At 50.0% G+C, this 26,270-nt stretch carries 15 protein-coding genes; 13 read left to right on the top strand and 2 right to left on the bottom strand.

Annotated features, from left to right (window positions below; all coding sequences use genetic code 11):
• The first annotated feature begins 2 nt into the window (after positions 1-2).
• The 5 genes from gspI to HAV38_RS08390 all read left to right on the top strand — a co-directional run bounded on the left by gspI (position 3) and on the right by HAV38_RS08390 (position 9,509).
• Entirely contained in the window at positions 3-389 is a 387-nt protein-coding gene (gspI, locus tag HAV38_RS08410) for a type II secretion system minor pseudopilin GspI (RefSeq protein ID WP_168054363.1), read from the top strand.
• Complete coding sequence (locus HAV38_RS08405; RefSeq protein WP_168054361.1) at positions 379-1,077, top strand: PulJ/GspJ family protein; 699 nt, start codon at positions 379-381, stop codon at positions 1,075-1,077. The genes gspI and HAV38_RS08405 overlap by 11 nt, the downstream gene beginning before the upstream one ends.
• Entirely contained in the window at positions 1,074-2,066 is a 993-nt protein-coding gene (gene gspK, locus HAV38_RS08400) for a type II secretion system minor pseudopilin GspK (protein WP_168054359.1), read from the top strand. The genes HAV38_RS08405 and gspK overlap by 4 nt, the downstream gene beginning before the upstream one ends.
• Positions 2,067-2,607: 541 nt before the next feature.
• Positions 2,608-4,626 carry a TonB-dependent receptor gene (locus tag HAV38_RS08395; protein ID WP_245182276.1) on the top strand — a complete coding sequence of 673 codons (2,019 nt, stop codon included), beginning with the start codon at positions 2,608-2,610 and terminating at the stop codon, positions 4,624-4,626.
• A gap of 740 nt (positions 4,627-5,366) precedes the next feature.
• Complete coding sequence (locus HAV38_RS08390; protein WP_184013463.1) at positions 5,367-9,509, top strand: hypothetical protein; 4,143 nt, start codon at positions 5,367-5,369, stop codon at positions 9,507-9,509.
• Positions 9,510-9,573: 64 nt separating this feature from the next.
• Here HAV38_RS08390 and glnE read toward each other — a convergent pair whose 3' ends face one another.
• Positions 9,574-12,321: a bifunctional [glutamate--ammonia ligase]-adenylyl-L-tyrosine phosphorylase/[glutamate--ammonia-ligase] adenylyltransferase gene (gene glnE, locus HAV38_RS08385; protein WP_168054355.1), complete on the bottom strand. Its 2,748-nt coding sequence runs from the start codon at positions 12,319-12,321 to the stop codon at positions 9,574-9,576.
• 476 nt (positions 12,322-12,797) lie between these two features.
• Between glnE and HAV38_RS21865 the strand changes: the two genes are divergently transcribed.
• From HAV38_RS21865 to HAV38_RS08345, 8 genes are all read left to right on the top strand, one after another.
• Complete coding sequence (locus HAV38_RS21865) at positions 12,798-17,117, top strand: YhdP family protein (RefSeq protein ID WP_245182274.1); 4,320 nt, start codon at positions 12,798-12,800, stop codon at positions 17,115-17,117.
• Between the two features lie 377 nt (positions 17,118-17,494).
• Entirely contained in the window at positions 17,495-18,310 is an 816-nt protein-coding gene (locus HAV38_RS08375) for a carbon-nitrogen hydrolase family protein (protein ID WP_168054353.1), read from the top strand.
• Between the two features lie 227 nt (positions 18,311-18,537).
• On the top strand, positions 18,538-19,596 hold the full coding sequence (locus HAV38_RS08370) for an alpha/beta fold hydrolase (protein ID WP_168054351.1): 1,059 nt from the start codon (positions 18,538-18,540) through the stop codon (positions 19,594-19,596).
• 277 nt (positions 19,597-19,873) lie between these two features.
• Positions 19,874-20,620, top strand: a complete 747-nt coding sequence (locus tag HAV38_RS08365; RefSeq protein ID WP_168054349.1) for an acetoacetate decarboxylase — start codon at positions 19,874-19,876, stop codon at positions 20,618-20,620.
• A 10-nt stretch (positions 20,621-20,630) separates the two neighbouring features.
• A complete protein-coding gene (locus HAV38_RS08360) occupies positions 20,631-21,413 on the top strand; it encodes a 3-hydroxybutyrate dehydrogenase (RefSeq protein ID WP_168054347.1) in 783 nt (260 codons plus the stop codon).
• Between the two features lie 460 nt (positions 21,414-21,873).
• Positions 21,874-22,581 carry a dUTP diphosphatase gene (locus HAV38_RS08355; RefSeq protein ID WP_168054345.1) on the top strand — a complete coding sequence of 236 codons (708 nt, stop codon included), beginning with the start codon at positions 21,874-21,876 and terminating at the stop codon, positions 22,579-22,581.
• A gap of 7 nt (positions 22,582-22,588) precedes the next feature.
• A complete protein-coding gene (locus tag HAV38_RS08350; RefSeq protein ID WP_168054343.1) occupies positions 22,589-23,989 on the top strand; it encodes a cytochrome P450 in 1,401 nt (466 codons plus the stop codon).
• Between the two features lie 151 nt (positions 23,990-24,140).
• The gene (locus HAV38_RS08345; RefSeq protein WP_168054341.1) at positions 24,141-24,947 is read left to right on the top strand and encodes a class I SAM-dependent methyltransferase; all 807 of its coding nucleotides are present in this window, start codon (positions 24,141-24,143) and stop codon (positions 24,945-24,947) included.
• Between the two features lie 69 nt (positions 24,948-25,016).
• Here the strand turns inward: HAV38_RS08345 and HAV38_RS08340 are convergent, their stop codons facing one another.
• Positions 25,017-25,832 (bottom strand): hypothetical protein, encoded by an 816-nt coding sequence (locus HAV38_RS08340; protein ID WP_168054339.1) that lies wholly within the window; start codon positions 25,830-25,832, stop codon positions 25,017-25,019.
• Positions 25,833-26,270 lie beyond the last annotated feature (438 nt).

Genomic DNA, 26,270 nt, shown 5'->3' with positions numbered 1-26,270 from the left:
AAATGTCCAGTCTGCGCGCGCTTAGTTTTAGAAAAGGATTTACCCTTTTGGAAGTCCTGGTGGCGTTGGTCCTTGTCGCCACATCTCTGGGCGCTAGTCTGCGTGCGGTCGGTAGCTTGACGCAAAACAGCACTGCCCTGCGGGCTGCCATGATGGCTACTTGGTCAGCTGAAAACAAATTAACGCAACTGCGTCTGGGGCACGAATGGCCTTCAATCGGGAATAGTTCTTTCAGTTGCTCGCAAGGTGAGTTGCAGCTCATATGCGAAGAGTATGTATCAGGCACACCGAACCCGTATTTCCGACGGGTTGAAGTCTCAGTATTCGATGTTACCAAACAGCGCCGCCGCATCGTCAATCTGACGCAGGTGGTTCCCAATGGGCAATAGGCAGCTTGATGAGTTCCATGTCGAAGTCAGACCGTGCCATCTACGATCCGTAGCGTGTGGTTTTACCTTGGTGGAATTAATCGTTGCGATCACCATACTGGCGATGGTTGCTGTGCTGGGCTGGCGCGGACTCGATGGTATCGTTCGCGCCCGTGTTGCGCTCGTCACAGAAATGGAGCAAACACGTGCTATGCAATTAACCTTTGCGCAATTACAAAGCGACTGTGCCCAACTGGCACCGGGCGATACGCTATTGGCGCGTCCTACATTGCTCGCAGCCCAAGATCGCTTGTTGCTGGTGCGATTGGTGTTTGCCGAGCAGACACCAAGCCATGTTCAAATAGTCGATTACCGCTTACGCAATGGCGTACTGACGCGCCAGGAGTCCGTCGCCACCCGCAATTTAAACGAGCTTGATGCGATGTGGCAGGCAACGCTTAGCGACACAACCAACAATACCGATAACGTGTCGCAGAACACGGTTGTGGTCTTGCAATCGAATATCGCCGCTATGCAGTTTCAATTGTGGGGGAGTGACGGTTTAGGTTGGCGCCAACCTGCAGCATCCGCAGGGGCTAGCCTGGACCCCAGGCCAGGCGCTAACCGATGGACTGGACTTGAAGTCAATTTACGAACACGCGGACGTGATGGCAGCATGGTTAAAATTTTCTTGCTCGGCGCGACATGAGCGCATCTGCCGTTCCCCCGTTTTGCTCCCGTTTTTCGCAGCGTGGTATAGCGGTGGTTACCGCCTTGCTGCTGACCACGCTGGCAGTCACCATCGTAGCCAGCCTGTTCTGGCAACAGCAAGTGCAGATTCGCTCCATCGAAAACCAGCGCATGCAACTACAAAAAAGTTGGGTAATGCGTGGCGCGATGGATTGGGCTAGCCTGATTTTGCGCACAGGCGGACGCCAATCGCTGGTGGATCATCTGGACCAGCCCTGGGCTACTCCGCTGGTGGACACGCGCCTTGACCAATATATTGACGACGGACGATCCAGCGCCGAAGTGGTGGATGCCGGTGGCGCTGTCCTTTCCGGTCATATCATTGATGCCCAATCACGCTACAACCTGAATAATCTCAGTGCCAATGGCCTCGTTAATCCTGAGGAGCTGGAAATTTTTAAACGCCTTCTGGACAACTTGCATGTTCCTGTCAGTGTGGCCACAGTTGTAGCGCAGGCTATCGCCGCCGGGCAACCGGTCACCATACCCTTGATAGCATCAGGACAGCAAACGCGGCACGCCGAGGTTGAGATACTTCCTATTTTGCAGCCTGACGATCTGCTGTCTTTACCCAACTTTACGCTAGACATGCTGCGTCAAGTGAAGGATTTTGTCGTCGTGTTACCGGTTCCGACGCCGATCAATGTTAATACCGCCCCGGCTGAGGTACTGGCAGCGTGCTTTGGAAAACTATCAGTGGCGGACGCGCAAATTCTGGTTTCTAGTCGCCGAGGAACACCGTTTGTAGACATGCAACAGGTGTTAGCGCGGGTGACACAGTTATTTGCCACGCAATCCCCAGTGACGGCCAATGTCGGGGTTTCCAGTAACTTTTTTCTGGTAAACAGCAAAATTAGTCTGGGCCGCGCTGCACTTAATACAGTATCACTCATACAGCGCACCAATAATCGTACCGGCACCAGCATCTTGTGGATAAGAGAACAATGAAGAGGAACTGGTTTTGCATACCTCATTTATTCGATTACCTTTCAGGACCACGACCCGTTTTACATTGGCGCACGGTTACGTGGCGCGCTTTGGGAAAATTGCTGGCGCATCCCAGGTGCAGGTGGCAGGACAACGCAACAAACGCGAAGACCCCGCTACCGACCAGACAGCATCGTGCCTATCGACTGGAAGGCCCACGAGCAGGCGCAAAAAAACGTCTATGCGAAATGGACCAAAACGCATGGAAAAAGTCCCTTCGGCTACAAACTGCATGCAAGTGTCGATAGGTGTCGATAGGTGTCGATAAGTGTTGATAAGTGTCACAACAAGGTTCAATGCTGCCAAGTGATCTGGTTTTAGTATCAGCCTTGGGGAATTCATGATACTTTATTGTTAATATAATAACGTTTTCAATAAGTTAATTTTAGTCTCTCCGCTACTTGTTCTTCAATGTCCTTCTGAGGCCATCATGAAAATAAACAACCAGGCACACCCTTCTGCTCTTTGGCGATTCTCGATGTCCATCGCAGTGCTGGGAACGATGTCGTTGAGCCTGCTAGGCCCTGTGTTTGCGGCGGACCAAGTACTGGATGGCATCGTCATCGAAAGTTCGCGCACAAGTCAGATCGGCATAGCGGATTCTGCAAACGCCGGTACGGTAACCCAGCAGCAACTGGAAGCAAGAACGGTCTACCGCCCCGGAGAAACGCTAGAAGCGGTGCCGGGACTAATCGTGAGTCAACACAGCGGCGAAGGTAAAGCCAACCAATATTATCTGCGCGGATTTAATCTGGATCACGGTACAGATCTGAGGACGACGGTGGATGGCATGTTGGTCAATCAACGCAGTCATGCCCACGGGCAAGGGTGGACAGACCTTAATTTTCTCATACCGGAGCTCGTCACCAGGCTCGATTACAAAAAAGGACCCTATTATGCCTCGGAGGGCGATTTTAGCTCGGCCGGTTCCGCTAGCGTGGTCTATGCGGATAAACTGGAACACCGTATCGCCAGTGTCGGCCTCGGTCAAAACGGTTATCGGCGCCTCATGCTGGCCGACTCTCCTGCGTTCGGCTACGGCAATCTACTTTACGCTCTTGAACTATTTCACAATGACGGACCGTTCACGCACCCAGATGATTACCAGAAATTAAACGGTGTATTACGCTACAGCCAGGGAACTAAAACCAATGGATTTGGTATTAGCGCGATGGCATATCACGGCCACTGGAATGCAACGGATCAAATTGCAAAACGTGCCGTCGATGCAGGAACATTAGGACGGTTTGACGCGATTGACCCTACCGACGGCGGCCTTTCACATCGATACAGCCTGTCGGCAGACTGGCATCAAATGACTGAGCAAGGAGCCACCAACATCAATGCGTACGTTCTGCATAACAAGCTGGATTTGTTTTCAAATTTCACCTATTTTTTGGAAAATCCTGTCAACGGTGACCAATTCAACCAGCGTGATCGGCGCACGACCACGGGCTTTAATGCTAGCCAAGCGCTTTTAACGCCTATCTTTGGAAAAGAGTCGGAAACTACCATCGGTCTACAGTTGCAAAATGACAATATTTTCAACGGCTTGTTAAGCACGGTGGCGCGGCAACGATTCTCGACCACGCGGGAGGATCATATAGTTGAAAGTAGCGCTGGATTTTATGTCGAAAACAAAACTTCCTGGGCGGAGAAATTCAAAACGGTCGTTGGTATTCGCGAGGATGTTTACCGCTTCGATGTAAAAAGTGATAACTCGGCGAATTCAGGAAACGTGCATTCCAGCATCGCCAGCCCGAAACTAGGCATGATTTTTGGCCCTTGGTCGAAGACGGAGTATTACCTTAACATTGGCGCAGGATTTCACAGCAATGACGCGCGTGGCACGACGATTACGGTAGACCCTAAAAATAGTGCCGCGCCTGCGGCTAGGGTGCCACCTCTTGTGCGCTCCAAAGGACTTGAAGTCGGCGCGCGCACAGAGATCATACCCGGCCTGCAAAGTTCATTCTCGTTGTATCGGCTGGATTTTGCGTCAGAATTGTTATTTTCCGGAGATGCTGGCACGACACAAGCAAGTCGGCCCAGTCGGCGTGTAGGGTTTGAATTTAACAATTACTACAAAGTGACGCAGTGGTTGACCATAGATACCGACCTGGCTTTCGCCCGGGCGCACTTTCGGGACCCGGATCCGGTCGGAAATCGTATCCCGGGCGCCGTTGAAGGGGTAGCGTCGGTGGCATTGGCCTTAGACCATGTCGGCCCTTATTTTGGCGCGTTACAGTTGCGCTACTTCGGCCCCCGCCCTCTGATTGAAGACAATAGCGTTCGTTCCAACAGCACAACCACACTCAATGGCCGGATCGGGTACAAGATTAATCGGAACATGCATGTAGAACTTGAAGGCTATAACCTGACCAATCGCCAGGCCTCGGCGATTGACTATTATTATCCGTCACGCTTATCCTCGGAGGCAGCTGGCGCATCGACATTGGGCGTCCATTTTCATCCTATTGAATCGCGATCTTTCCGTCTGACCCTGGTTGCGGCTTATTAACCCTGAAGCTATGAAGTCGCGCGTCCTGGCAGGGGGCGCAGTCAATTCCAATGCGGCTCGGTTAGATATTTTTAGGCGCTCGCGAGTTCGATAAGGTTTTAAGGGAGGGCTTCAATCAGCGCCTAATACTTTCCACTTTATGGCTAAACGAAGTGCGATTTTCGGTTTTAAAGCGATAAGAGTCGTTTCCTTTTTCCAGAATGTCGTTAAGCGCGCCTGCCCGACACAATATCAAAATTAGCCTTGCAAAAAAGAGGGGGCCATCGATTTTTACGTCTGCATGATCGAAAACTGATTGCTGACCCGATGGAGATGACCGTAAACTATATCCCCTCCCAACTGGGATACCGGGCAGGCTGCAGCAAAACGCCCGCTGAAAGTTTATCGTCGAGTACGCAAGGTGTTCCTTTATGATATCCGGCCCAAACGCTGCGTGGCGCAGGCAAAATCCCAGCGCAGATGCGTTTGCATTTTCATGCCCGCGTTCATCTACTCCCAATAAACCACGGCAGCAGTTTGTTTCGTCATTACAGGAACTGCTGGATGAAATTAAGCGCGATGTCTACGATTGTGCGGCTGGGATACGCATGGAGAGATTTCAACAGCGTTTCACTGACCTTCTGGATGACAGTGCAACTAACAATAATCTGCCCCCTTTTAATGGCAGCTTGTACACGTACTTTTATGACTCAGACCAAACGTGCGTGGGCTTGCTAGAACCCATAATGCAATGCAGCTGTATGTTAGTCGCGCTATGTCGCTGTTTTATCGGTCATGGTGGGATGTGCCGCCTGTTGGAAGGACCGACGTATAACGTCACAAAAGAGAATGACATGCTGTGTATCACGCTAGGCCTTGATGTACAGGGCGGCTGGACCGAACCTACTATGAACGGTGAAAAAATCAGCGGCGAAAAGCACGCTGTATCAATGTTGTTAACAATATGGCTAAGTCATTTGATCGGTAACGAGATCGACCATGCCGCAGTGGCAGCATTGATTCACTTGATAGACTTTGAACTGGAGCCTTATGGTTTATCGCTTGCTTTGGATGACGACCCTTTACAGAGCCTGCCATTTGAGGAATCCCTCGAGGTTTACAGAAGTCAGCAACAGGCTTGCAGACAAGATCACGCTACCTTTGGCCCTGCCAATCCGATATGGCAACCATTAGAACGAATGAGTTCTTGGGGATTACTGCTTGAGTTGATCGCGCAGGTTAGTCCGCTTTTGCATTCGCTACCATCCCTGAGTCCGGCCAATCCCGCAGACTTTATTGCGTTGGTGCATGCAGTGTTTGGCCGTGGTTTGGTATATGCCGGGCATACGGATCATGGCGAATCGGGTGCAATAAAGTTGCCGATCCTATCGATCACGCCGATCGACTTGGGCAAGCCTGCCGAGGCTGTTCGGTTCAGGCCGTTATTTTCGATGTCGATGCCGGGGGCAGGGTGTGAATTTCAACTATCCGAAAAATTTATTCCCCTCAATAGAAACAGTGCGACAGAAATAAAAATTCATACTGCACCGGCATTATGGCGGACGGAGGTTTGCCGTGATCCGCTATCATTTATTTTTGACGGAGGTAGTGCGTCCACCAACGCTAGCAAGCCGGAGTCTGGCGCGTTGCATATTGCGGCAGCGATTGATCATAATGGATTCGGCAATCACAAAATAAAGCTCCGTTTTGCAGATCGGCAGACTGCAGAAGGTGATCAGGACCTTCCTCCTTTATGGCTGAAGGGAAAAAGCGATGGCGCACATCTTATCGTACAGATTGGCGAAAATTCTTTTGGGTCAGATCGGATATTTTTTGAAAATAAAATCGATGCGACGACGCCTTCTGCAGTAGCGAGTCCATCGCCCTCACCGATCTCAAACAGGCTGTCGCTACCTGAGAGAGGCCTTGAAGCAATCTTTCCAGCGCAAGTCGTTATTAATAGTCCTGCTGTTGCGGCAGCGCCCACACACATTAATAACGCACCTGTATTTTCTGGGATCGGTGAATTTTCTTCGAACCTGTTGGCAAATGTGGATCATGAATTTGAACGCGCTACGCAGCGGCTGGGCGCCGCTTTATTTTCTCGGTTTTGGGTGAATGGCCAGACGGTTAAAACAAAAAGTGAATCAAGCACGCAGGTTCGCGTAGAACCAAATCCGTATAGGACTGCCTACCTTGCCATATTTTATAACCTGGAGACCGCACCTACGTTAAAACTGCATGCTATCCCATCAACATCGCAGCGATATGCCGCCATTTTAAACGACGTATACACCGAAGAACGGAACGAGTTTTTTGCACTAAGGGACCAAGGAGATCTGCTCTCTGCGGAGAGTATTCTGGTGATGTACGCAACCCGCATCAAGAACTTTAAGCGAGAACTAACCGAACTCCGCACCAGTAAGATTGCCCCCGCAGGGTTGATCGAAATCCTGGAAGTCAAAATAAAGACTGTTAAAAAACGGCATGACAGCCAGTTCCAGTTGCAGAAAGATATGGCTGTGCTGGTAAGTCAGGCACGGGGGAAATTGAGGCAGTTTACATTACTGCAACCGCTATCGTTGGTGCAGTCCAGAGTCGAAGCTATCCGTCAGTTTATCGTCACCTATGAATTAGCAGATCCGGATGTAACGGCAGCCACCTCGGACCATGTGTTGTTAAGATTTGCTAATGAATGTTATGACCCCACCTCCGCGACTTACAGCCGAAGTGTGTCAAAACGTTTAGCAGAGTTGGAGGCGCTAAATTACTATTTTATTGCTAAGGTTAAACAACTTCATCTCTCTATCAATGACCCAGATCTTATTGATAAATTTATCTCGGTACATTACGCCGTATTGGATGTTGAAACCATACACAGGTTTCATCGCAGACAGTTTGAAAAGACTAATAATCCCGGGATTCCTGTATTGAGTCCGCGCGCGCAGGTTGGCTTGAGACGTTATTACGAGCAACTAAATGAATATCTGCAAAATCACCTCACAGGACATGCCGCTAGCATCGCTCAGCAAATTTCAATAGGCATCAACGCCCTCGATCTGGAAAGACCTTATCGATCAGTAATAGGACTTGACATTACTTATCGGGACGACGGTGTGCCGTTGCGTGGTGGGGCACCTAACATCATAAGGCGGCCGGTAACCGGCGATAACCGAATCTATCTGATCAAGGGGGACTCTGGGACCATTTACGCCAGCAGTACGTTTGGCCGGGCTTTGGTGATTGAAGATGCGAGTGCACTAATTAACGACACGCAATTCGAAGCACTTGCGCGACGGGATTTGTGGCCTCAGAGGGTGATTTCTATTCCAGCGCTCGGTAACTTGCTTTGGCCGAATAATTCGCCGCTACCCAAAAATAAGAGACTCGAAATCCGCGCGCCGTGGCGCTATTCGTTGCCGGCAGGAGTTTCACTAGGAGCGTTTTTACGCAGTGATCAGCGGCTTCTTTTGCGGCAGTTTATTACGCTATTTCGTGAGCAAAATATGGACCGGGCGTGGCCCGAAGAACTAGCTAGCTGGATGCCATTTTTTGATGTAATTCAGCGTTCGCATTATGATCCGCACTATACCCCAGAGTTTAAAGAACTGTTCTTTGATAGTCTGGATCTGGTGATCACACTAGCATCTATCGGCATTCCCATCTTCAAGTTGGGAAGTGCCGGATTGAGGGCCACGAACGGTGCAGTCAAGGCTGCGCGTCTGGCGGGTATTGGCGGCGCAGGATTACGCAAGATTATTTTTAACGCGGCCAGGCCATACTTAAAAAAATCAGCTTTGACAGCTATCAAGGAAGTGGCCGGATTTATTCTCCCTCCGATAGACTGGGGGCGAACGTTAGCTAACATCGGTCCTAAAATCTTACGGCATACTGGAATAATAAAACCAGCTGGCATTAAGCGTATCAACGTCAGCAAGAACAAGTTCAAGCTTTCAGAGCGCATCAGGCAACACAGGAGGAAAAATAAGCAAAGAAGACTCAGACACCAGCAGAATCGCGCTCGCAACCGATGCAAGAGAATGGAAGGTGCGGCCTGTTCACTTATAACCGGCCATATGGATGAAAAAAATTTTAGCTATGAGTACACGCTTGCTGCGGGCCGCGACGAAGATAAATGGATTGCAACCCTGTTGGCGTTGGTGGAATATCCCAAAAAGTGGGTCGGCGGGAAAGCCGTACTGAGCCGTAAGTTTTCGAGAGATTATAAAACTGAATTTAGCCGATTACCTGTCGCCGAACAAGAGGCAGTCAGGGGATGGTCTTATCTCCCCTTACAGGAGCGGTATGGCACATCTTTCGGACGTGAGCATATTCAGGGGTTCAGCAAAAATAGCTTTTATATTAATAAAGGATTGCGCGGAGACTGGCCGCTCACGCCCGAGCTTAAAACGGCGGCAATCAATTTATCCAGCGCGTTGAAGAAACTTCCCGCACCACCGGGAAAAACCGTATTGCTACGTGTTTCCGACGTTGGTGCAGCGTATTCCAAGAACCTGGCTATAGGCGATACTGTGACCAACCATCCTACATTTATGTCCGCATCCGCTGACGGTAATATGCTCGAAACTGCGCTACATTACGAAAAACTTTACGGAGTAGGTAAGGCACTGGCGGTTTATCATATTAAGGCAAAATCTGCCAAGCCACTGGTCAAGCGCACTGCATCTCAGGCAGGGGAGGAAAATGAATGGCTATTTTGTCCGGGCGCATTTTTTGTTGTGACGAGCATCACCAAAGTGCGAAAATTAACCAATGGTCTGCCCTATGGCAAGGAGATAAATGTGATCGGCTTGAAGGAAATAGATAAGCCGCCTGGGATCACCGAAGCAAAAAATATCCATACCGAGCAATCGGTATCGCTAGAGGACATTCTTGTTGAATAAAGCTGTTTCCTCCGGATTCAAAGCCCACGCGCATGCTTACGATCCCATGGTGCCAAGAATTCGATTAACCAGCGCTGTACACTGATGCCAGTAATTTCTTCACCACCGGTATTTCAGCGATAACCCAGTCACATGATACGCGCGCGCGCTCGTCGCCTTGCAAACGCCGTTGATGTTGCAGCTTACGGTAAAGGCGATAAGCGTTCGCGGTGTCGGTCGCCAGCGGGGCATCGATTAATCCCAGTTCGCCGCATAACTTTAGTAGCGCAATATTCCCAATGTCATCGGTTAGCCGAGGATGCAGCGCAGCATGGCGCAGAATTAAAAACTGTACCAGAAACTCGATGTCGATCATCCCGCCTTCATCGTGTTTAAGATCAAACAAGTCGCTACGATTGCGGTTGGCGTCGCGCATCTTTTGCCGCATGGCGCGTACTTCCTGTTCAAGTTTGATCGGGTCGCGGACCTGTCGCAACACGTCCACCCGTAGCGCCTCAAAACGCTCACCAATATCGGCATCGCCAGAGCAAAACCGTGCGCGGGTCAGGGCTTGATGCTCCCACAGCCAGGCAGAATTGCGCTGATATTTTTCAAAGGTGGCGAACGTCGATACCACTAACCCGCTCGCACCGTCCGGGCGCAAAGCGATATCGATATCAAACAGGATGCCAGCCGATGTGTGACTGGTCATCCATGTAATAAAACGCTGCGCCAGTTTTGCGTAGAGCGCAGGGGCGTCCTGATCGTCATCTTCATATAAAAAGACCACGTCCAGATCCGAAGCGTAGCTCAGTTCTTTACCGCCGAGTTTTCCGTAAGCGATCACGGCAAATTTCGGTACCTCCCGGTGGCGATTCGGAAAGCTCATCCAGACCGATTGAATCGTCGTATCGACCATAATGTCGGCCAGCAACGAGAGATGATCTGACAATACTTCAACGCTCAGTTTGCCTTCCAGATCTTGCGCTAACAGTCTGAACAATTGCGCATGGTGCAGTTCGCGCAGCAGATCGAGCTGGCGCTCGGTGTCGCCCGCCACCGCATCCATCTGGCGCCGACAATCTTGCGCAAATTGGGGCCAGTCGAGGTCGGTGTTGAGCGACCGATTATCGAGCAACTCATCAAGCAGGATTGGGTGCAGCGTCAGAAATTTGGCCGCCCAGTCGCTTGCCCCGATCATACGGATAACCCGCAGTAACGTCACAGGGTACTCAGTCAGCAATGCCAGATAGGCGGCGCGGCGCGCAATCGTTTCCAGAAAATCGAGCAAGCGACCTAGCGTATTGCGGTGCGAGGTTGACTCCGCATTGCTATGAGATTCTGGCAAACCGCCAATGATCGGTAACGCGACATTGATCAGCGCCGTGAAGCGATTGCGGCTTATCTCGGGTAAGTGCTGTATGCGCCCCGATTGCCAGCATGACGCAAGACGCCGGGCGTTCTCGGTAACATCACTAAATCCGAGCGAGGTCAGCGTGCTTTCGATGGCCTCGACGCTATCTCTGTCGCTTAATCCACATAGTGCCGCGGCATCATCGCCGCGCGCGGAGGATTTATCCTGCTTGTCGCTGAAAATGGCGTCAAATTGGGCCGCAACCAGCGCCCGGCGTTTTTCTAGTTCGCTTAGCAGGGTTTCAACCGCGCCAAATCCCATCGCCTGCGCAATTAGCAGGCGCTCGCTATCGCTGACCGGTAGCGTGTGGGTTTGCGCATCATCCAGATATTGCAGGCGATGCTCCAGATTACGTAAAAAGTCGTAGGCTTCCAAAAGTTGCTCTACGACCTCTTCTTTCAATAAATTCTTTTCAACCAGCGTATGCAAGGTTTTGCGGGTGGATCGGTCGCGCAGATCATGCTCGCGTCCGCCACGAATTAATTGGAATACCTGTGCCAAAAATTCGATTTCGCGGATGCCGCCACGGCCTAGCTTAACGTTATTATTCCGTTCCGGATGCAACATTTCCTGGCGCGATACCTCGCCCCTGATTTGCCGGTGCATCAGGCGCATCGCATCGATCGTACTAAAATCCAGATAGCGGCGGAATACAAAAGGCCGCGAGATATCTTCAAGCGCCGCAATATCGTCGCTATTTCCGGTCATGGCGCGCGCCTTGCACCAGGCGTAGCGCTCCCATTCTCGTCCTTGGATAACCAGATAGGTTTCTACCATATTGAGGCTGGCTACCAAAGAGCCCGATGCGCCGTTTGGGCGTAACGCCATATCAACCCGGAAGGTAAAGCCATCCTCTGTGATGTCGGAGATGGCGGCAATCAACTTTTTGCCGAGGCGTATAAAAAATTCATGATTTGACAACGGGCGCTGTGCCGGGCTATCCACCAAAGTATCGCCATCTTCCGGATAGACAAATATCAAGTCGATATCTGACGAGACATTCAGTTCGCCGCCACCCAGCTTCCCCATGCCGAGAATAATCAGCGCCTGGGGCAAACCTGATTCTTTGCCGGTAGGCATCCCATGCAAAGCCACCATTTCACCCATGAGGTGCGTAAGGTGAGTACCCACCGCGAAATCGGCGAATGCGGTCATAGTGCTGACGACTTCCTCTAGATCGGCGTGGCCGGTTAAGTCGCGCTCAATGAGCGTACAGACGATTAGGTTTCGCAATCTTCTCATGCCCCGCGGTAACGGCATGCCAACGTCAGTTTCATTTTGTAACAGACTAGCAAATGGCGTGTGGGTTAGGGATAATTGGGCAAGCGCAGACACTTTTTTCTGGCGTCCGGCCTCGGCATTGACCCAACGGGTATAAAAATGCGAGGCGTCTAATGTGCTAATGAGAGAGGGCGTCACGGCTTTTTTTCCACGAGTAATGAACAGGCAACGTTTAAATGCGCAAATACAAATTAAGTATTCGGATAGCGTTATGATGACGTGGATGAGATCGATTTGAAATACTTTTGTCGGCTTATCCGGGTTTTTAATCTTTATCAATCACAATCCATGCGACCATAGAGGACTGCTTGTGCCGACGTCGTCAATCGCCCTTGACGTGAGGGGCAGTTGCGGCAGGGATACCTACAGTCAATTGGCCCTACTCATGATGTAATGGACGCCTTAATGGAGGCTAAATTGGCATGAAATTGAGTGTTTAAGGGCGGTTTTGGCACGTTTTACGCTATTTTTTTGTTGGCGCTACATTTGAGGCTTCTATGCTGTGATTTACCTTTGATCATATGCGGTCAACCCGCGGTCATCCCGCCGCCCATACGTGGTCAATACGCGGTCATACGCGGTACTTTATAAATCACTATTTTTTGTATTAATTAATGCCTAAAGAGCAAGAACCTAACCTAGCGTCCATTCGTCCTGGCACTTCATTGTGGCGTGCGATGCGGGGCGCATATAACCGTGTTAATCAGGTGACCCATCACTTGGTAGGGTTGCTGTTAACAACGCTGGTAGTAATTTACTTCCTATTTTGTGGGCTCATTCTAACTCTGCGTTACGTGGTATTGCCTAACATTAGCCACTACAAAAGCAACGTCGAACAAATCGTCAGTGGAACGATAGCAACCCCGGTTTCAATCGGATCAATCGTCGCCTCATGGCAAGGTTTGCGCCCACAGCTTACCCTGACCGATGTCATCGTACGGGATCAGAAGAGCGTTCCCGCGCTTACATTGCCTCGGGTCGCCGCTACCATCTCCTGGCGTTCATTGCTCATGGGCACGTTGCATCTGGAATCGCTGGAAATAGACCGCCCGGACCTTTATATAGAGCGGGATATACAAGGCAACCTGCTGGTCGCTGGCATACCAGTTAATAACAAAAGCGACACAGGCGGCGGCGGGGTCGACTGGGTGTTATCTCAGCATCAAATTATCATCCGTCAGGGCCGCATTAACTGGACCGACAAATTGCGTGGCGCACCGGAATTAGCACTTACGGACGTCAATGTGGTGTTACGCAATCGTTGGCGGCACCACCAACTATCCGCTCGGGCCACGCCTCCTGTAGCGTTTGGTGCGCCGCTTGATGTCCGTGCCGAATTTTCTACTCCGGCATTTGCCAGAAACCGGGCCGATGCGACGCGCTGGAAAGGAACGCTTTACGCGGACGTACGCAATACGGATTTGACCATGTGGAAATCGTACGTCGATTATCCTGTCGAGCTGAATCAAGGCAAGGGTTCAGTACGGGCATGGTTAGACCTGGATCACGCCAAAGTAGTAGATTTTGATGCAGACGTACAGTTGAACGACCTTTCGATGCGTTTGCGGAAAGACCTGCACCTCTTGACGTTGCGTCAGGTACGCGGTCGGGTTTCAGCGCAGGAAGAAATCGGTCCGATGCCGACTGATGGCGTACCGACTTTCGGTGCCAATGGGCATCATGTTGCATTGACGAATTTTTCCTTTGAAACCACTGACGGACTGGTACTCCCGCGTACCACCGTAAGTGAATCTTATTTACCGGCAAAAGGTAGCCGTCCTGAGAAGTATACGCTCAGCGCTGACCAGCTTGACCTGCAAACCGTCGCAGATTTTGCGCAACGTTTGCCGTTGACCACATCGCAGTCACAAATGTTAAGAGATTATTCCCCGCGTGGTCAGATTCAAAATTTTTCAGCCCAATGGGAGGGCGCTAACCCCGCCATCGCCTATCGCGCTAAAGGCCAGTTCAAAGGCTTGACGCTGACCGCACAGCTACCGCGTGCTGCGCGGTCCAAAACGGCAACCCAGTCAGCACAATCCGCCATGCCAGCGATACCCGGCGTCGATAATTTGACGGGTAATATCGATGTTACCCAGTCTGGTGGCACGCTAAATCTGGCATCGGAAAAAATGAGTGTGATGCTACCGGGCTATTTTACTGAACCCGTTTTGCCCTTTAAACGCCTGGACCTAAAAGTGCGCTGGCAAATTCAGGACAGAATAGTGGAAAAACGCGCTTTAAAAGCGATGCCGGTAGCGCAAGCGCACCTAGCGCAAGCACAACCAGCACAACCAGCACAACCAGCACAACCAGCACAACCAGCACAACCCTCTCCAGCCCACGCAAAAAATCTGCTGTTGCAAATAGATAGTATGCATTTTGTGCAAGATGGATTATCCGGCTCCTTGTCGGGTACGCACCTGCTGCCACTGGGTGAGAAGCACGGTGCAGGCCTCGGCATGATTGATTTGACGGGAAGAATTACAACATTTCAGGTCAATAAAATAGGTAACTATCTACCGCTTCATACGCCTGAACATTTGCGGAAATGGTTAGTGGGTGCTTTGCAGGACGGGACCGCGCGCGAGGTCAGCATAAAGCTAAAAGGCGAGCTCAGCCATTTTCCATTTGCGGTGTCACCGACCGATCCGAAGGCAAAAGCCAAAGGCGAATTTAGCGTTTTCGGGAAGATCGATAACGGCAGGATGGAATACAATCCCGGTATTTTTGGTCAGAACGGCAAGCAACCCTTATGGCCCTTGTTGGAACATATCAACGGCACCATATCGGTGGAGAACACACGACTGCAAATCAAGGCCGACAGCGCCAGAACGACTAACGTCGCGCTCAGCAGCGTTGTCGCAACGGTGCCCGACCTGATGTCGCATGACGGACTGTTGAGCATTCAGGGGAAGGGCGCTGGAGCATTGCCGGACTTTCTGACGTTCGTCAATAATAGCCCGGTTGAACATTGGATCGGCGGCTTTACCAACGGGTCTCAAGGTAGGGGCAATGCGCAATTGCAGCTTGACCTGCGCATCCCTTTGACGCACGCGTTTGATTCTAAAGTCAACGGCACATTACAGTTTTTGAATAACGATGTCGTTCTGCAAAAGGTAATTCCACCGCTGCAAAACGTGACCGGAAAGCTTGAATTCAACCAAAAAGGTTTCAATTTAAACGGCTTCAAAGGCGCATTTCTCGGCGGTCCGGTACAGGCCAGCGGCGGCACGCAACCGGACGGCCAAAGTAAAATCAAGATTGATGGCAATGCGTCGATGGATGGATTAAAAGCAGTCTATCCGAGCGCGAATGTGCAGAATATTCTGGGCCACGCCAGCGGCGGCAGTCACTATACCGCGGCCTTGACAGTCCGCGAGCATCATATTGAATTGCTGGTGGATTCTAGTCTGCAGGGGATCGCCTTAAATTTCCCGGCACCGCTGCGCAAGAATGCGAACGACAGTTTGCCGCTGAAATTTGAATGGGTGGGCGCAGCGTCCCCCGATCCATTATTTTTGCGAGACGAAATTCGCATCAGTCTGGGCGCAGGCATCGCAGCGCGTTATCAGCGACAAAAATCTGTCAATAAAGATGCGCAATGGAAAGTACTGCGCGGCGCGATCGGCGTCAACGCGCCAGCACTGGACCCCGACAGCGGATTGGCCATTAATTTGAACGCGAAATCACTCAACCTCGATGAGTGGAGCAAACTGGCCAGCGCCGCTAATGATCCGTCGCAGCATAATAGCGGTGCTGTCAGTCCCGCACAATTGCCAGGGATTGCGCAATATATTGAACCCGATGCAGTAACGGTGCGGACCGGCGAACTGGTCCTGATGGGCAAAAAACTGAACAACGTAATGGTGGGTGCCTCGCACCTTAAAAACATCTGGCAGGCGAACATTGACTCGACTCAGGCGTCGGGTTATGTAACCTGGAATACGGTCGGTTCTGGTCATGGTCTTAGCAAAGTGACAGCACGGCTATCGTCATTGATCATCCCTGAGAACGCTACTTCAGACGTCAAAGAATTACTGGAAAGCAAAGACGCAGCGACCGAAATACCCGGTCTGGATATTGTGGCAGAAGACTTTCAGTTAATGGGGAAAAAATTAGGACGGCTAGAGTTGGTTGCGGATAACGTACACGCCCCGGTCGGCAGTGAATGGCGCATCCGCAAACTATCGATTCGCAATCCTGATGCAGAACTGAAAGCCGCAGGAAAATGGACCACGGTCAACGATAGCAACGTGACTAATCTGACCTATGCGCTAGACGTACATGATGCGGGAAAATTGCTGGAACGTTTTGGATTCGCGCACATTTTAAAAGCCGCGAAAGGTCGCATGGATGGCGATGTTACCTGGAAGGGCCTGCCGTTTTCAATCGATGTGCCTTCACTGACCGGTCAGATCAATCTCGATATGCAATCCGGACAATTTCTTAAGGTGGACCCAGGTGTAGCCAAGTTGCTAGGCGTACTGAGCTTGCAATCCTTGCCGCGTAGATTGACGCTAGATTTCCGTGATGTATTTTCTGAAGGGTTTGCTTTCGACAGCGTCACTGCCACGGCAGTGATCGCGCAAGGAAAAGCCACCACCGATAATTTTAAAATGCGCGGCGTCGCTGCCACGGTTTTACTCAGCGGCAGCGCCGACATAGCGCAAGAAACACAAAATTTACACGTAGCAGTACTACCAGAAATCAACGCCGGTGCGGCGTCATTAGCAGTGCTGGCGATCAATCCGGTAGTCGGCGTCGGCACCTTTCTGGCACAATTATTTTTACGCGATCCTTTAATGCGCGCCTTTACCTTTGAATACGACATTACCGGCCCTTGGAAAAATCCGGTAGTAAGCAAAGTCGGTCATAAAGAACGCTTGGCCGATACTGGACCAAATACTACGACAGCAGGTGGAACCCATTAAGAACCACGCAAACCGTACGCTCAATTAATCTCACGGAAAAATTCTATCGTATGATAATCAAACATACGGCAATCCGTTTTAACATCGCGTGAATCTAAAGGTTATTGAAATTCAAAACGTGTATGAAGTGCTTTCAGAAATGAATTGAATCCATCATTACGATAGCGGTGGACGCGGAAGCCGTTGAAGTGACAGTTAAAGTTGACGTACCCCGTCATAGGCATTGCCGGTTATATGCTTTCAGTCGGGAATTATCGGAGTACATGTTTGAGATTCTATGGTTTATTGCAAGCCATTAGCAGTAGAGCGAACATGCACTTAATGCAATAAAGTTAAATGCCAACAAGCCATAATTAAACCGTCCGCCGGAGCGCCACATGACCAACCAAGCTGTACCCTGCAAAGTAGCCGCCATCCAAATGATATCGACTCCGGTGGTAGAAGAGAATTTCGTCACCGCCCGCCGCCTGGTAGCACAAGCCGCACAGCAAGGCGCGCAATTAATCTTGCTCCCAGAGTATTGGCCCATTATGGGACGCCACGATAGCGATAAATTAACCATCGCGGAAGCGCCAGGTGGCGGCCCCATCCAGGCCTTTATGGCAGGCTTGGCAAAAGAACACAAAATCCACTTAATTGGCGGTACTCTTCCATTGATTTCGCAAGAGTCCGGTAAGGTACTCAACGCCACACTAGTCTACGATCAAAGTGGCGAGCAAATCAGCCATTACAACAAAATTCACTTGTTCAACTTTACCCGCGGCGCAGAATCATACGACGAAGCGCGTACTATTTTATGCGGAAACGACGTTACCACCTTCGAAGCACCCTGCGGCAGAGTGGGCCTGTCGGTATGTTATGACCTGCGGTTTCCAGAGCTATACCGCGCCATGGGCGAGTGCAGCCTGATCGTGATGCCCGCAGCGTTCACTTACACCACAGGCAAAGCGCATTGGGAAATTTTATTACGTGCGCGCGCAATAGAAAACCAATGTTATGTTCTTGCCGCGGCACAGGGTGGCGAGCATCCCAATGGACGCCGCACCTGGGGGTACAGCATGCTCGTTGATCCGTGGGGCGAAATCAAAGACGTACTGGTGGAAGGCGAGGGCGTGGTCAGCGGTGTCATTGATACGCAATTCATGCGCGGCGTGCGAGACAGTTTGCCTGCGTTGCAGCACCGGAAGTTGTAACGTTGTAAAAAACGCTAAGTAGCTCTCGAAAATTTTTGTGAACAGAGGCGGCCTTGGCAGGATGCAACGCAAGGCGCCCGTTGAGACGCGGTGTGAGCGGCGGGCAACGTAGCAGCGGGTAACTTGCAGCGGGTAACATGCAGCGGGTAACTTGCAGCGATCAGGTTCTGACAAGAAAAAAAGTTCCTCACGATTGAATCGCTTTACCTGTAAATACATAAAATCTTATGCTTGATTCGCTTAATTTTAAATTGACGCGTTGGCTGTTAGCGTTGTGCCTTTTTGGTGGGTTGATGCAGTCTGCGCAAGCCGCGCCCGCTTATGGTGCGGAACTACAGGGCTTTGCCTATCCTTATCCATTGCTGTACTATGATTTTGAATCGCAGGGGATGAGCCTGAAGATGGGATACATGGATGTCCCCGCGCTCACCGGGCCAAATCGCCGCACCATCGTTTTAATGCACGGTAAAAATTTTTGCGGCGTGACCTGGGAGTCAACCATCAAGGCTCTTAGCAGCGCGGGATATCGCGTCATCGCCCCGGATCAGACTGGATTTTGTACTTCCACCAAACCGTCGCATTATCAATATTCTTTTCAACAATTGGCGATGAATACCAATGCTCTGTTACGTCACCTTGGCATATCCGAAGCGACGATTGTCGGCCATTCGACCGGCGGCATGCTGGCAACCAGATACGCGCTTATGTACCCGGACGCGGTTGATCAATTGGTGATGGTCAACCCTATCGGTCTGGAAGACTGGAAAGCGCTTGGGGTTCCTTATCGTTCCGTTGATCAATGGTATGAGCGAGAACTTAAAATGACAGCAGACGGAGTCCGCAAGTATGAGCTAAGCACATACTATGTGGGTCGATGGAAGCCAGAATATGAGCGCTGGGTGGACATGCTAGCAGGACTGAACCAAGGACCCGGGAAAAAATTGGTGGCGTGGAATTCTGCGCTTATCTATGACATGATTTTTACGCAGCCGGTTGTGTACGAGTTCAAGAATTTAAAAATGCCAACCTTGCTGTTGATCGGCGACGCTGATACGACCGCTATCGGAAGCGACGTGGCGACACCCGCAGTCAAGGCGGTTATAGGGCATTATGCGGTATTGGGTAAGCAAATTGCGGGTGTGATTCCCCAATCAACCTTGGTGGAGTTTCCGGGTTTGGGTCATGCGCCGCAAATGGAAGATCCGGATAACTTTCACAAGGTGTTGCTGAAATGGCTTGCCGGATATCAAACCGGTAAAGCCTCGATAGCGGAGACCGCCCGTTAATTCTGTACTAGCGGTAGCAGTATCGAATGTAAATTCTCTCGCGCCCTTAGTGGGGGAATCCGCATTTGGAGATGAGATTTCTGGGCGCACCTTATGAGGCATAATAATTGAATTTCATCGCCAGGTTCATGGGAAGCTAAAGCATATACATTAATTGTATCGGCTGGCTGCCTGGTTAGTCGCAGCGGATTGACTGGTTAGCTTCACGTCGACATATTGCAAGCGCTGCATATCGCCAGCATCATTGGTGTAGTTTATTTTATCAACAGGAAGCCATATGACTGAAGAAGAAATTCGCCGTAATGCATTTGCGATGCCATTTCATAATCCTGCATTTCCTCCCGGTCCTTATCGATTTGTGAATCGTGAATTTTTGATCATCACCTATCGCACCGATCCAGAAGCGCTCAAAAAAATCATCCCCGCGCCGTTACAGTTTGTTGCGCCTATCGTTAAATTTGAATTCATCAAAATGCCCGACTCCACCGGTTTCGGCCATTATTACGAGTCAGGTCAGGTAATTCCTGTGACGCTGAATGGTGTGGCAGGCGGTTACGTTCACAGCATGTATCTGAACGATCAACCGCCGATCGCGGGTGGCCGTGAACTATGGGGATTTCCAAAGAAGATGGGCGAACCAGCACTCAGAGTACATAAGGACACGATGGTCGGGACCTTGTCCTACAGTGACATTCAGATTGCCACCGGGACGATGGGTTATAAGCATAATTCGCTTGATCACGATGTCATCAAGAAGTCACTTGAATCGCCTACTTTTCTATTAAAAATAATTCCGCATGTTGACGGAACCCCGCGCATCTGTGAGATTGTCCAGTACAGTTTGACGGACGTAACGATTAAAGGCGCGTGGAGTGGTCCTGGTGCGCTTGATTTGCGCCCCCATGCGTTGGCACCGATCGCTGATTTGCCGGTGCTTGAGGTCATTTCTGCAGTACACATCATGTCTGATTTAACGTTGCCCCACGGTACCGTTGCTTACGATTATCTCGCTAATTCAAATTAAAAGGAATGCCATGTCTCTTAAAGATAAAGTCGCACTAATTACCGGTTCAGCCAGCGGTATCGGTAAACAAATCGCGATTGAATATGCACAGGCTGGTGCCAGGGTTGTCATCGCCGATCTGGCGCTGGATGCCGCTACGGCAACTGCTAACGAGATTAATCAATCCGGTGGTACGGCGATTGCTGTCGCGATGAATGTCACCGATGAAGCCCAGGTTGACAAGGGTATTGCGGATACAGTGGCCACCTTTGGCAGCATCGACATATTGATCAGCAATGCAGGGATTCAGATCATTGCCTCCATTGTGGATTCGACGCTTGATAACTGGAAAAAAATGCTGGCGATTCACCTCGATGGCGCTTACCTTACGACGCGCGCAGCGATGCGTGAGATGATCAAGTCCGGCAAAGGTGGATCAATCATCTATATGGGATCGGTGCACTCGCATGAAGCTTCGCCCCTTAAAGCGCCGTATGTCACTGCAAAGCACGGCCTGATCGGTTTGGCAAAAGTGGTAGCTAAAGAAGGTGCCAAAAACGGCATTCGTGCAAACGTTATCTGTCCGGGATTTGTCCGCACGCCGCTGGTAGAGAAGCAGATTCCGGAACAAGCCAGAGAACTGGGTATTACCGAAGATCAGGTAATCAGACAAGTGATGTTAAAAGACACCGTGGACGGCGAGTTCACGACCGTCCATGACGTCGCCCAGACGGCGATATTTCTTGGCGGATTTGAGTCCAATGCACTAACTGGTCAATCGATAGTCGTGAGCCACGGCTGGTTCATGCAGTAGAATTTTTTTGAATTTTCAGACAAAATTTAAGAGCGTTTTATAATCTCTGTACCAACCCCTTGCGACACTTGTGGCAAGCTATGTGTACTTAATCCATACCAGGTGGCATGATTTTTTTTGCTACCTGGGGTTGCGACATCAAATCACCCTCCAGGCGCCTCTCGTCGATTTTGTGCGGTTTAGCAACGCGTTCGACCTAATTTACAAATCAATCGTTATTTAGCATTGAAATAATAAAAAAATATTGGGTCGCGATAAAGCACTTTGACGCGAAAAATTCATTATTATTTTTTCTTTTTAAAAATAATCGGCTTGGTCGACCGGCCCGTGCGCTATTCACAAACAAATCTGCCAACGAACCAAGAATATTCTTAACAGAATAGTCTTGGTTTTAACGTTGCATAACGTTCCATGTCATTTATAGTCGGTGGAATTTAATGGGAACCAGAGGTCGCCCGCGGTGAAAAAAATCAATTTTGATCAAGCGGTAATCATGGTCGGGCTGCAAGATAAAATCAATCGAAAAGTAGATGAAAATTGGGTGAGCGCGGATTATCCTTATTTGCGCGGTGTGTTAGTGGAGGCGGTCGAGGCACTGGATCATTATGGCTGGAAATGGTGGAGTTACCAACCGCGAGAAATTTCTCAGGTACAAAGCGAGCTGATTGATATTTTGCATTTCAGTTTGTCGCATCTCATCGGCGAATGCGACGGCGACTTAAATGCATCCGCTCTTGCGCTATCAACGCGCTCCAACCCGACGTTAAAGAATTGTCGTCTAGACGGTAAAGAGTATCAGCTCGCCCATTGTGATGTTCCGCAACTGTTGCAGTTGCTGGCTGCGACTGCGGCCAGCGGACGCAACGAATTGCCATTACTTGAGGCTACGTTTCATGCCTGCGGGCTCAGCTGGAGCGCGGTCGTGGTGCGATATATGTCCAAGCATGTGTTGAGCATATTTCGTCAGAATCATGGTTATGCGGAAGGGTGCTACACCAAGATATGGAGCACAAAGGAAGACAATATTCATTTGGTTGAGCTTGCCGCTCCCCTTGATCCCGACGCGACTGATTTTTCGGCCCAGCTTTACAGTCATCTGGAGGAGCGTTATGCGTCCTGCACGTTAGCGCTGCAGCCAGGAACGCATCAGCCCGGTACTCACTCATAGATCGCCAATGCATACAATACAGAATATTCCGAGTCCTGGCGGCCTGCCTTTGATTGGTAATCTCTTGCAACTGCGACCGGACCGCACTTATCAGACCCTTTGTGACTGGGCCGATCAGCACGGGTCGATGTACTTCTTCCGCATCGCACACCGCCGGATTGTAGTGCTCTCCGACCCAGCGCTTATTGACAGGCTATTGCGGGAACGTCCAGAGAAATTCAGGCGCTGGCAAAAGATCGAAGAACTCGCTATGGAAATCGGTGCGGATGGCGTTTTCATTGCCGAGGGCGAAAAATGGTGGCGCCATCGCAAGATGGTGATGTATGCACTAAATCATCATCACGTGAAACAGTTTTGGGGCCGTCTGGAGGTGGTCACTGCCAGATTGCAAGCACGCTGGGAAGCGCTCGCCAATATTGGAACGCCATTAGATATGCGGCATGATTTGATGCGGTATACAGTCGACGTTGTATCCGGTTTTGCGTTCGGCCACGACCTTAATACGCTGGAGGATTTGCATCACCCGATACAGGAACATCTGGCCAAAATTTTTGAAGCCGCCGCGCGCCGACAAACCGCATTATTTCCGTATTGGCGCTATGTGAAGTTCAAGCATGATCGCGAGCTGGATTTTGCGCTTGTCGAAGTCAATAAAATTATCCGCAACATGATAAGCAAGGCGCGTGACCGGCTTACCGACAACCCTGCGCTTCAGGCCGCACCTTCTAATTTGCTGGAAGCACTAGTGGTTGGGCAGAGTAACGAGCAGGGGTCTTTTACTGATGGCGAAATCGTTGGTAACGTACTGACTTTACTGCTGGCCGGTGAAGACACCACTGCGAACACGATTTCCTGGGTGGTTTATTTTATGACCCAGTATCCAGAAGTGCAGCAGCGGATGCAGCAAGAAATCGATCATGTTCTGGAGGGTGCCACGCGCCCGGCAAGCATTAATAGTCTGGACCGGTTGCCTTATATTGAAGCTGTCGTAAAAGAGGCCTTACGACAAAAGCCAGTGTTCCCAATCATCACACTAGAGCCAACCGAGGATGTTGAGCTAAACGGCGTTACGTTTCTCAAAGGAACGCCTTTATTCTTGCTCACCGGACATTTAGGACGGCAGCAGAAAAACTTCGTTGATGCCCATCTGTTTAAACCGGAGCGGTGGCTGGATACGGGCGGGGCCGATAGACCGCAACATAACCCGAAAGGATCGGTGCCATTCGGCGCCGGTCTGCGATATTGCCCGGGACAGCGTTTAGCCATGCTGGAAATTAAGATGGTCCTCGCGATGCTGGTAAAAAATTTTACCGTGACATCGTCTCCCGATGCGTTGCCGACGCTAGAACATTACGCCTTTACGTTATGTCCGACGCATTTGATCGTCAACCTTGAATCGCGAACATGAAATTCGGTTGGGCGGGGTTATTTTTTTATGACCTATCCAACGGTCATTTTGAAAATAATTCGGCATCATGCCATTTGCGTTAATCGGAAATTCTTCCGCAATTTGACCTGCAACGCAATCCGCACTTTATCTAACTGAAGAACGCCCTCTTATGACAAAAAATATTCCCTCTTATTTGCTTCAAGTCGGTGACCCAGACCGTGAACGCCTGGAAATTTTAGCTGAACTCTATAATCCCGGCAGCAAAGAATTTTTGCAGACACACATGCCGACAGATGCGACGTCTATCCTGGATCTTGGCTGCGGCCACGGGCAAATGAGCAATTGGTTCGCGCAGGAGCTGCCGCGCGGCAGCGTGGTCGGCATCGACATTTCAGATGAACAACTGGTGATTTGTGCTGAAAATAAAGCCGCCGAAAATGTCTGCAATGCGCAGTTTTTTAATCACGATATTGTCTCCGACAAGCCGGATTTTGCGCCGTTTGATGTCGCGTATTGCCGTTTTTTATTGATGCATGTCAAAAGCTGGGAATGTTTTTTTCAAAACACATTGGCGGCCTGTAAAGCAGGCGGTTCCATCTTTATCGAGGAGCCAGCATTTCCCTTCTTTTGTTATCCAGAGAGTGCGTCGCTTCATCGGGCAAATTTTTTGGGCAATCAGTTAAGCACCAAGCTCGGGCTGAACTTCGATTGCATCAGTCCGCTTTGGCGCTATATTCAAAATATCGACGTGGATATTTGTGCGGTCGGATTTAGTCAACCCGCGCTAATCTCGTCCCGCGAAAAAAGCCTGCTCTGGCGATCGTTTTATCAAATCAAAGATGCCTTGCTTGCAACGAAGTTAGCCACGGTATGCGAGGTTCAGCAAATTATGACCGATCTACATGGGATATCCAGTGATCCGCAATCACTTGTTGGCGGCTTACGTGTCATTCAGTTGCATCTGAAAAAGCGTTGAATGGACCGTACCGCACGGACCGTCGCAAACAATCATGGCAGTTGTTCGTCTATTTTAATCGCTGGTTAATCAGCACGTTGCTGTGATTGACAAAAAGTGCAACTTTAACGCCATGCACATCTTCGATGCGAGCTCCTGTTGTGCAGAAATTAAGAGTGGTCCCTTGTGATCAAATTGCTCAGCCCATGCGATAGAACTCTTTTCCACATCAATTAGCCTTAGCGCGGCACGAACAAAAACACCTTCAACGCGGATACTGCCTTCTAATAAGTGGCGCTTTTTGGGTGAAGCGAGATCGGAAACGCCATAAAATAAAGGGGGCACTATTTTAGTTCCAAACATTTTAAATAATTGAAATGTCAACTCTTCGGTCAAACCAGAAGTAAAAACCGCACCCTGTGTATCGCTTGAAACGGAAAGTAGCGGTACCACGGTCAGTAATGATTCAGGCGGACCCACGATGTCTGGAACCACAGTTTTATGAATCAACGGCATATAGCTGCCAAGCGGTATATCGAAGCTTATATCTGTATGCGCTCCCTTAACCGCGTAGTACGCTTTTAGTTTTTCACGTAACCGACCTATTTGAACGCGAACGATAGGATCATGATCGGTGCTATACGTTGCTGGGTCCCGGTCAAACACGCCGATTCCGATAGCGTATTCGCTTGTTTCTCGCACTTCACCGGTCAAAGATTTCTCTACCAAAAATCGTAATAAGCGGCTGGTTCTTTTAGCTTTGTGGAATTCCTGACTGGCCAGGACAAGGCTGAGAGCTAAATGGACGTCTTTGGGTAAAAAGGTTGTGGCATTGTAAGAAATTGGTTCAACAGATACCGGCAAAAATTTGGTATCGATAGCTTTCGGTAAAAACATCAGACTCATTTGATATGTCCAGTGTACATCTTTACAATAGCATCTAAAACGAGCACCGAAATCGATGTTTGGGCACTTCCTTAATAAAGCCACGCCATCCATCACTTTATTAGTTGCACCTTTTGCTCGTATAAATACCGGGGGAGAAACGACAAGAGAGTGTGCAAAACCTAATGATATCTATTGGTACCCCTTGCTTTTTAACACTCCCAATGGGATTTTTAACCGCTCATCGAACCGAACCGACGTTCAGCTTGAAAAGCCATCATGACTGCACGCAGCTAACACCATCAAAACCTCTTCGAATTTTTAAATAAAGTCGCTTGTATCCATGGCATTTAATTATTATTTCTCCATCCACCTACGAACTGAAACTTATAAATTCCAGAACCAACATTCTGAATTTAATCTAGGCATCAGATTGCATGGTAACCATAAAATTCAATC

Source organism: Glaciimonas immobilis, from assembly GCF_011947285.1.
GTDB lineage: Bacteria > Pseudomonadota > Gammaproteobacteria > Burkholderiales > Burkholderiaceae_D > Glaciimonas > Glaciimonas immobilis.
Note: the sequence above shows the minus strand (reverse complement) of the source record. Positions and strands in the feature narration are given on the sequence as shown.

What these genes read in the sequence shown, in the direction of transcription:
- gspI (WP_168054363.1), top strand. Translation starts at nt 3, where the DNA reads ATGTCCAGTCTGCGCGCGCTTAGTTTTAGAAAAGGATTTACCCTTTTG.
- HAV38_RS08405 (WP_168054361.1), top strand. Translation starts at nt 379, where the DNA reads ATGGGCAATAGGCAGCTTGATGAGTTCCATGTCGAAGTCAGACCGTGC.
- gspK (WP_168054359.1), top strand. Translation starts at nt 1,074, where the DNA reads ATGAGCGCATCTGCCGTTCCCCCGTTTTGCTCCCGTTTTTCGCAGCGT.
- HAV38_RS08395 (WP_245182276.1), top strand. Translation starts at nt 2,608, where the DNA reads ATGTCGTTGAGCCTGCTAGGCCCTGTGTTTGCGGCGGACCAAGTACTG.
- HAV38_RS08390 (WP_184013463.1), top strand. Translation starts at nt 5,367, where the DNA reads ATGTTAGTCGCGCTATGTCGCTGTTTTATCGGTCATGGTGGGATGTGC.
- HAV38_RS21865 (WP_245182274.1), top strand. Translation starts at nt 12,798, where the DNA reads ATGCCTAAAGAGCAAGAACCTAACCTAGCGTCCATTCGTCCTGGCACT.
- HAV38_RS08375 (WP_168054353.1), top strand. Translation starts at nt 17,495, where the DNA reads ATGACCAACCAAGCTGTACCCTGCAAAGTAGCCGCCATCCAAATGATA.
- HAV38_RS08370 (WP_168054351.1), top strand. Translation starts at nt 18,538, where the DNA reads ATGCTTGATTCGCTTAATTTTAAATTGACGCGTTGGCTGTTAGCGTTG.
- HAV38_RS08365 (WP_168054349.1), top strand. Translation starts at nt 19,874, where the DNA reads ATGACTGAAGAAGAAATTCGCCGTAATGCATTTGCGATGCCATTTCAT.
- HAV38_RS08360 (WP_168054347.1), top strand. Translation starts at nt 20,631, where the DNA reads ATGTCTCTTAAAGATAAAGTCGCACTAATTACCGGTTCAGCCAGCGGT.
- HAV38_RS08350 (WP_168054343.1), top strand. Translation starts at nt 22,589, where the DNA reads ATGCATACAATACAGAATATTCCGAGTCCTGGCGGCCTGCCTTTGATT.
- HAV38_RS08345 (WP_168054341.1), top strand. Translation starts at nt 24,141, where the DNA reads ATGACAAAAAATATTCCCTCTTATTTGCTTCAAGTCGGTGACCCAGAC.
- HAV38_RS08340 (WP_168054339.1), bottom strand. Translation starts at nt 25,832, where the DNA reads ATGAGTCTGATGTTTTTACCGAAAGCTATCGATACCAAATTTTTGCCG.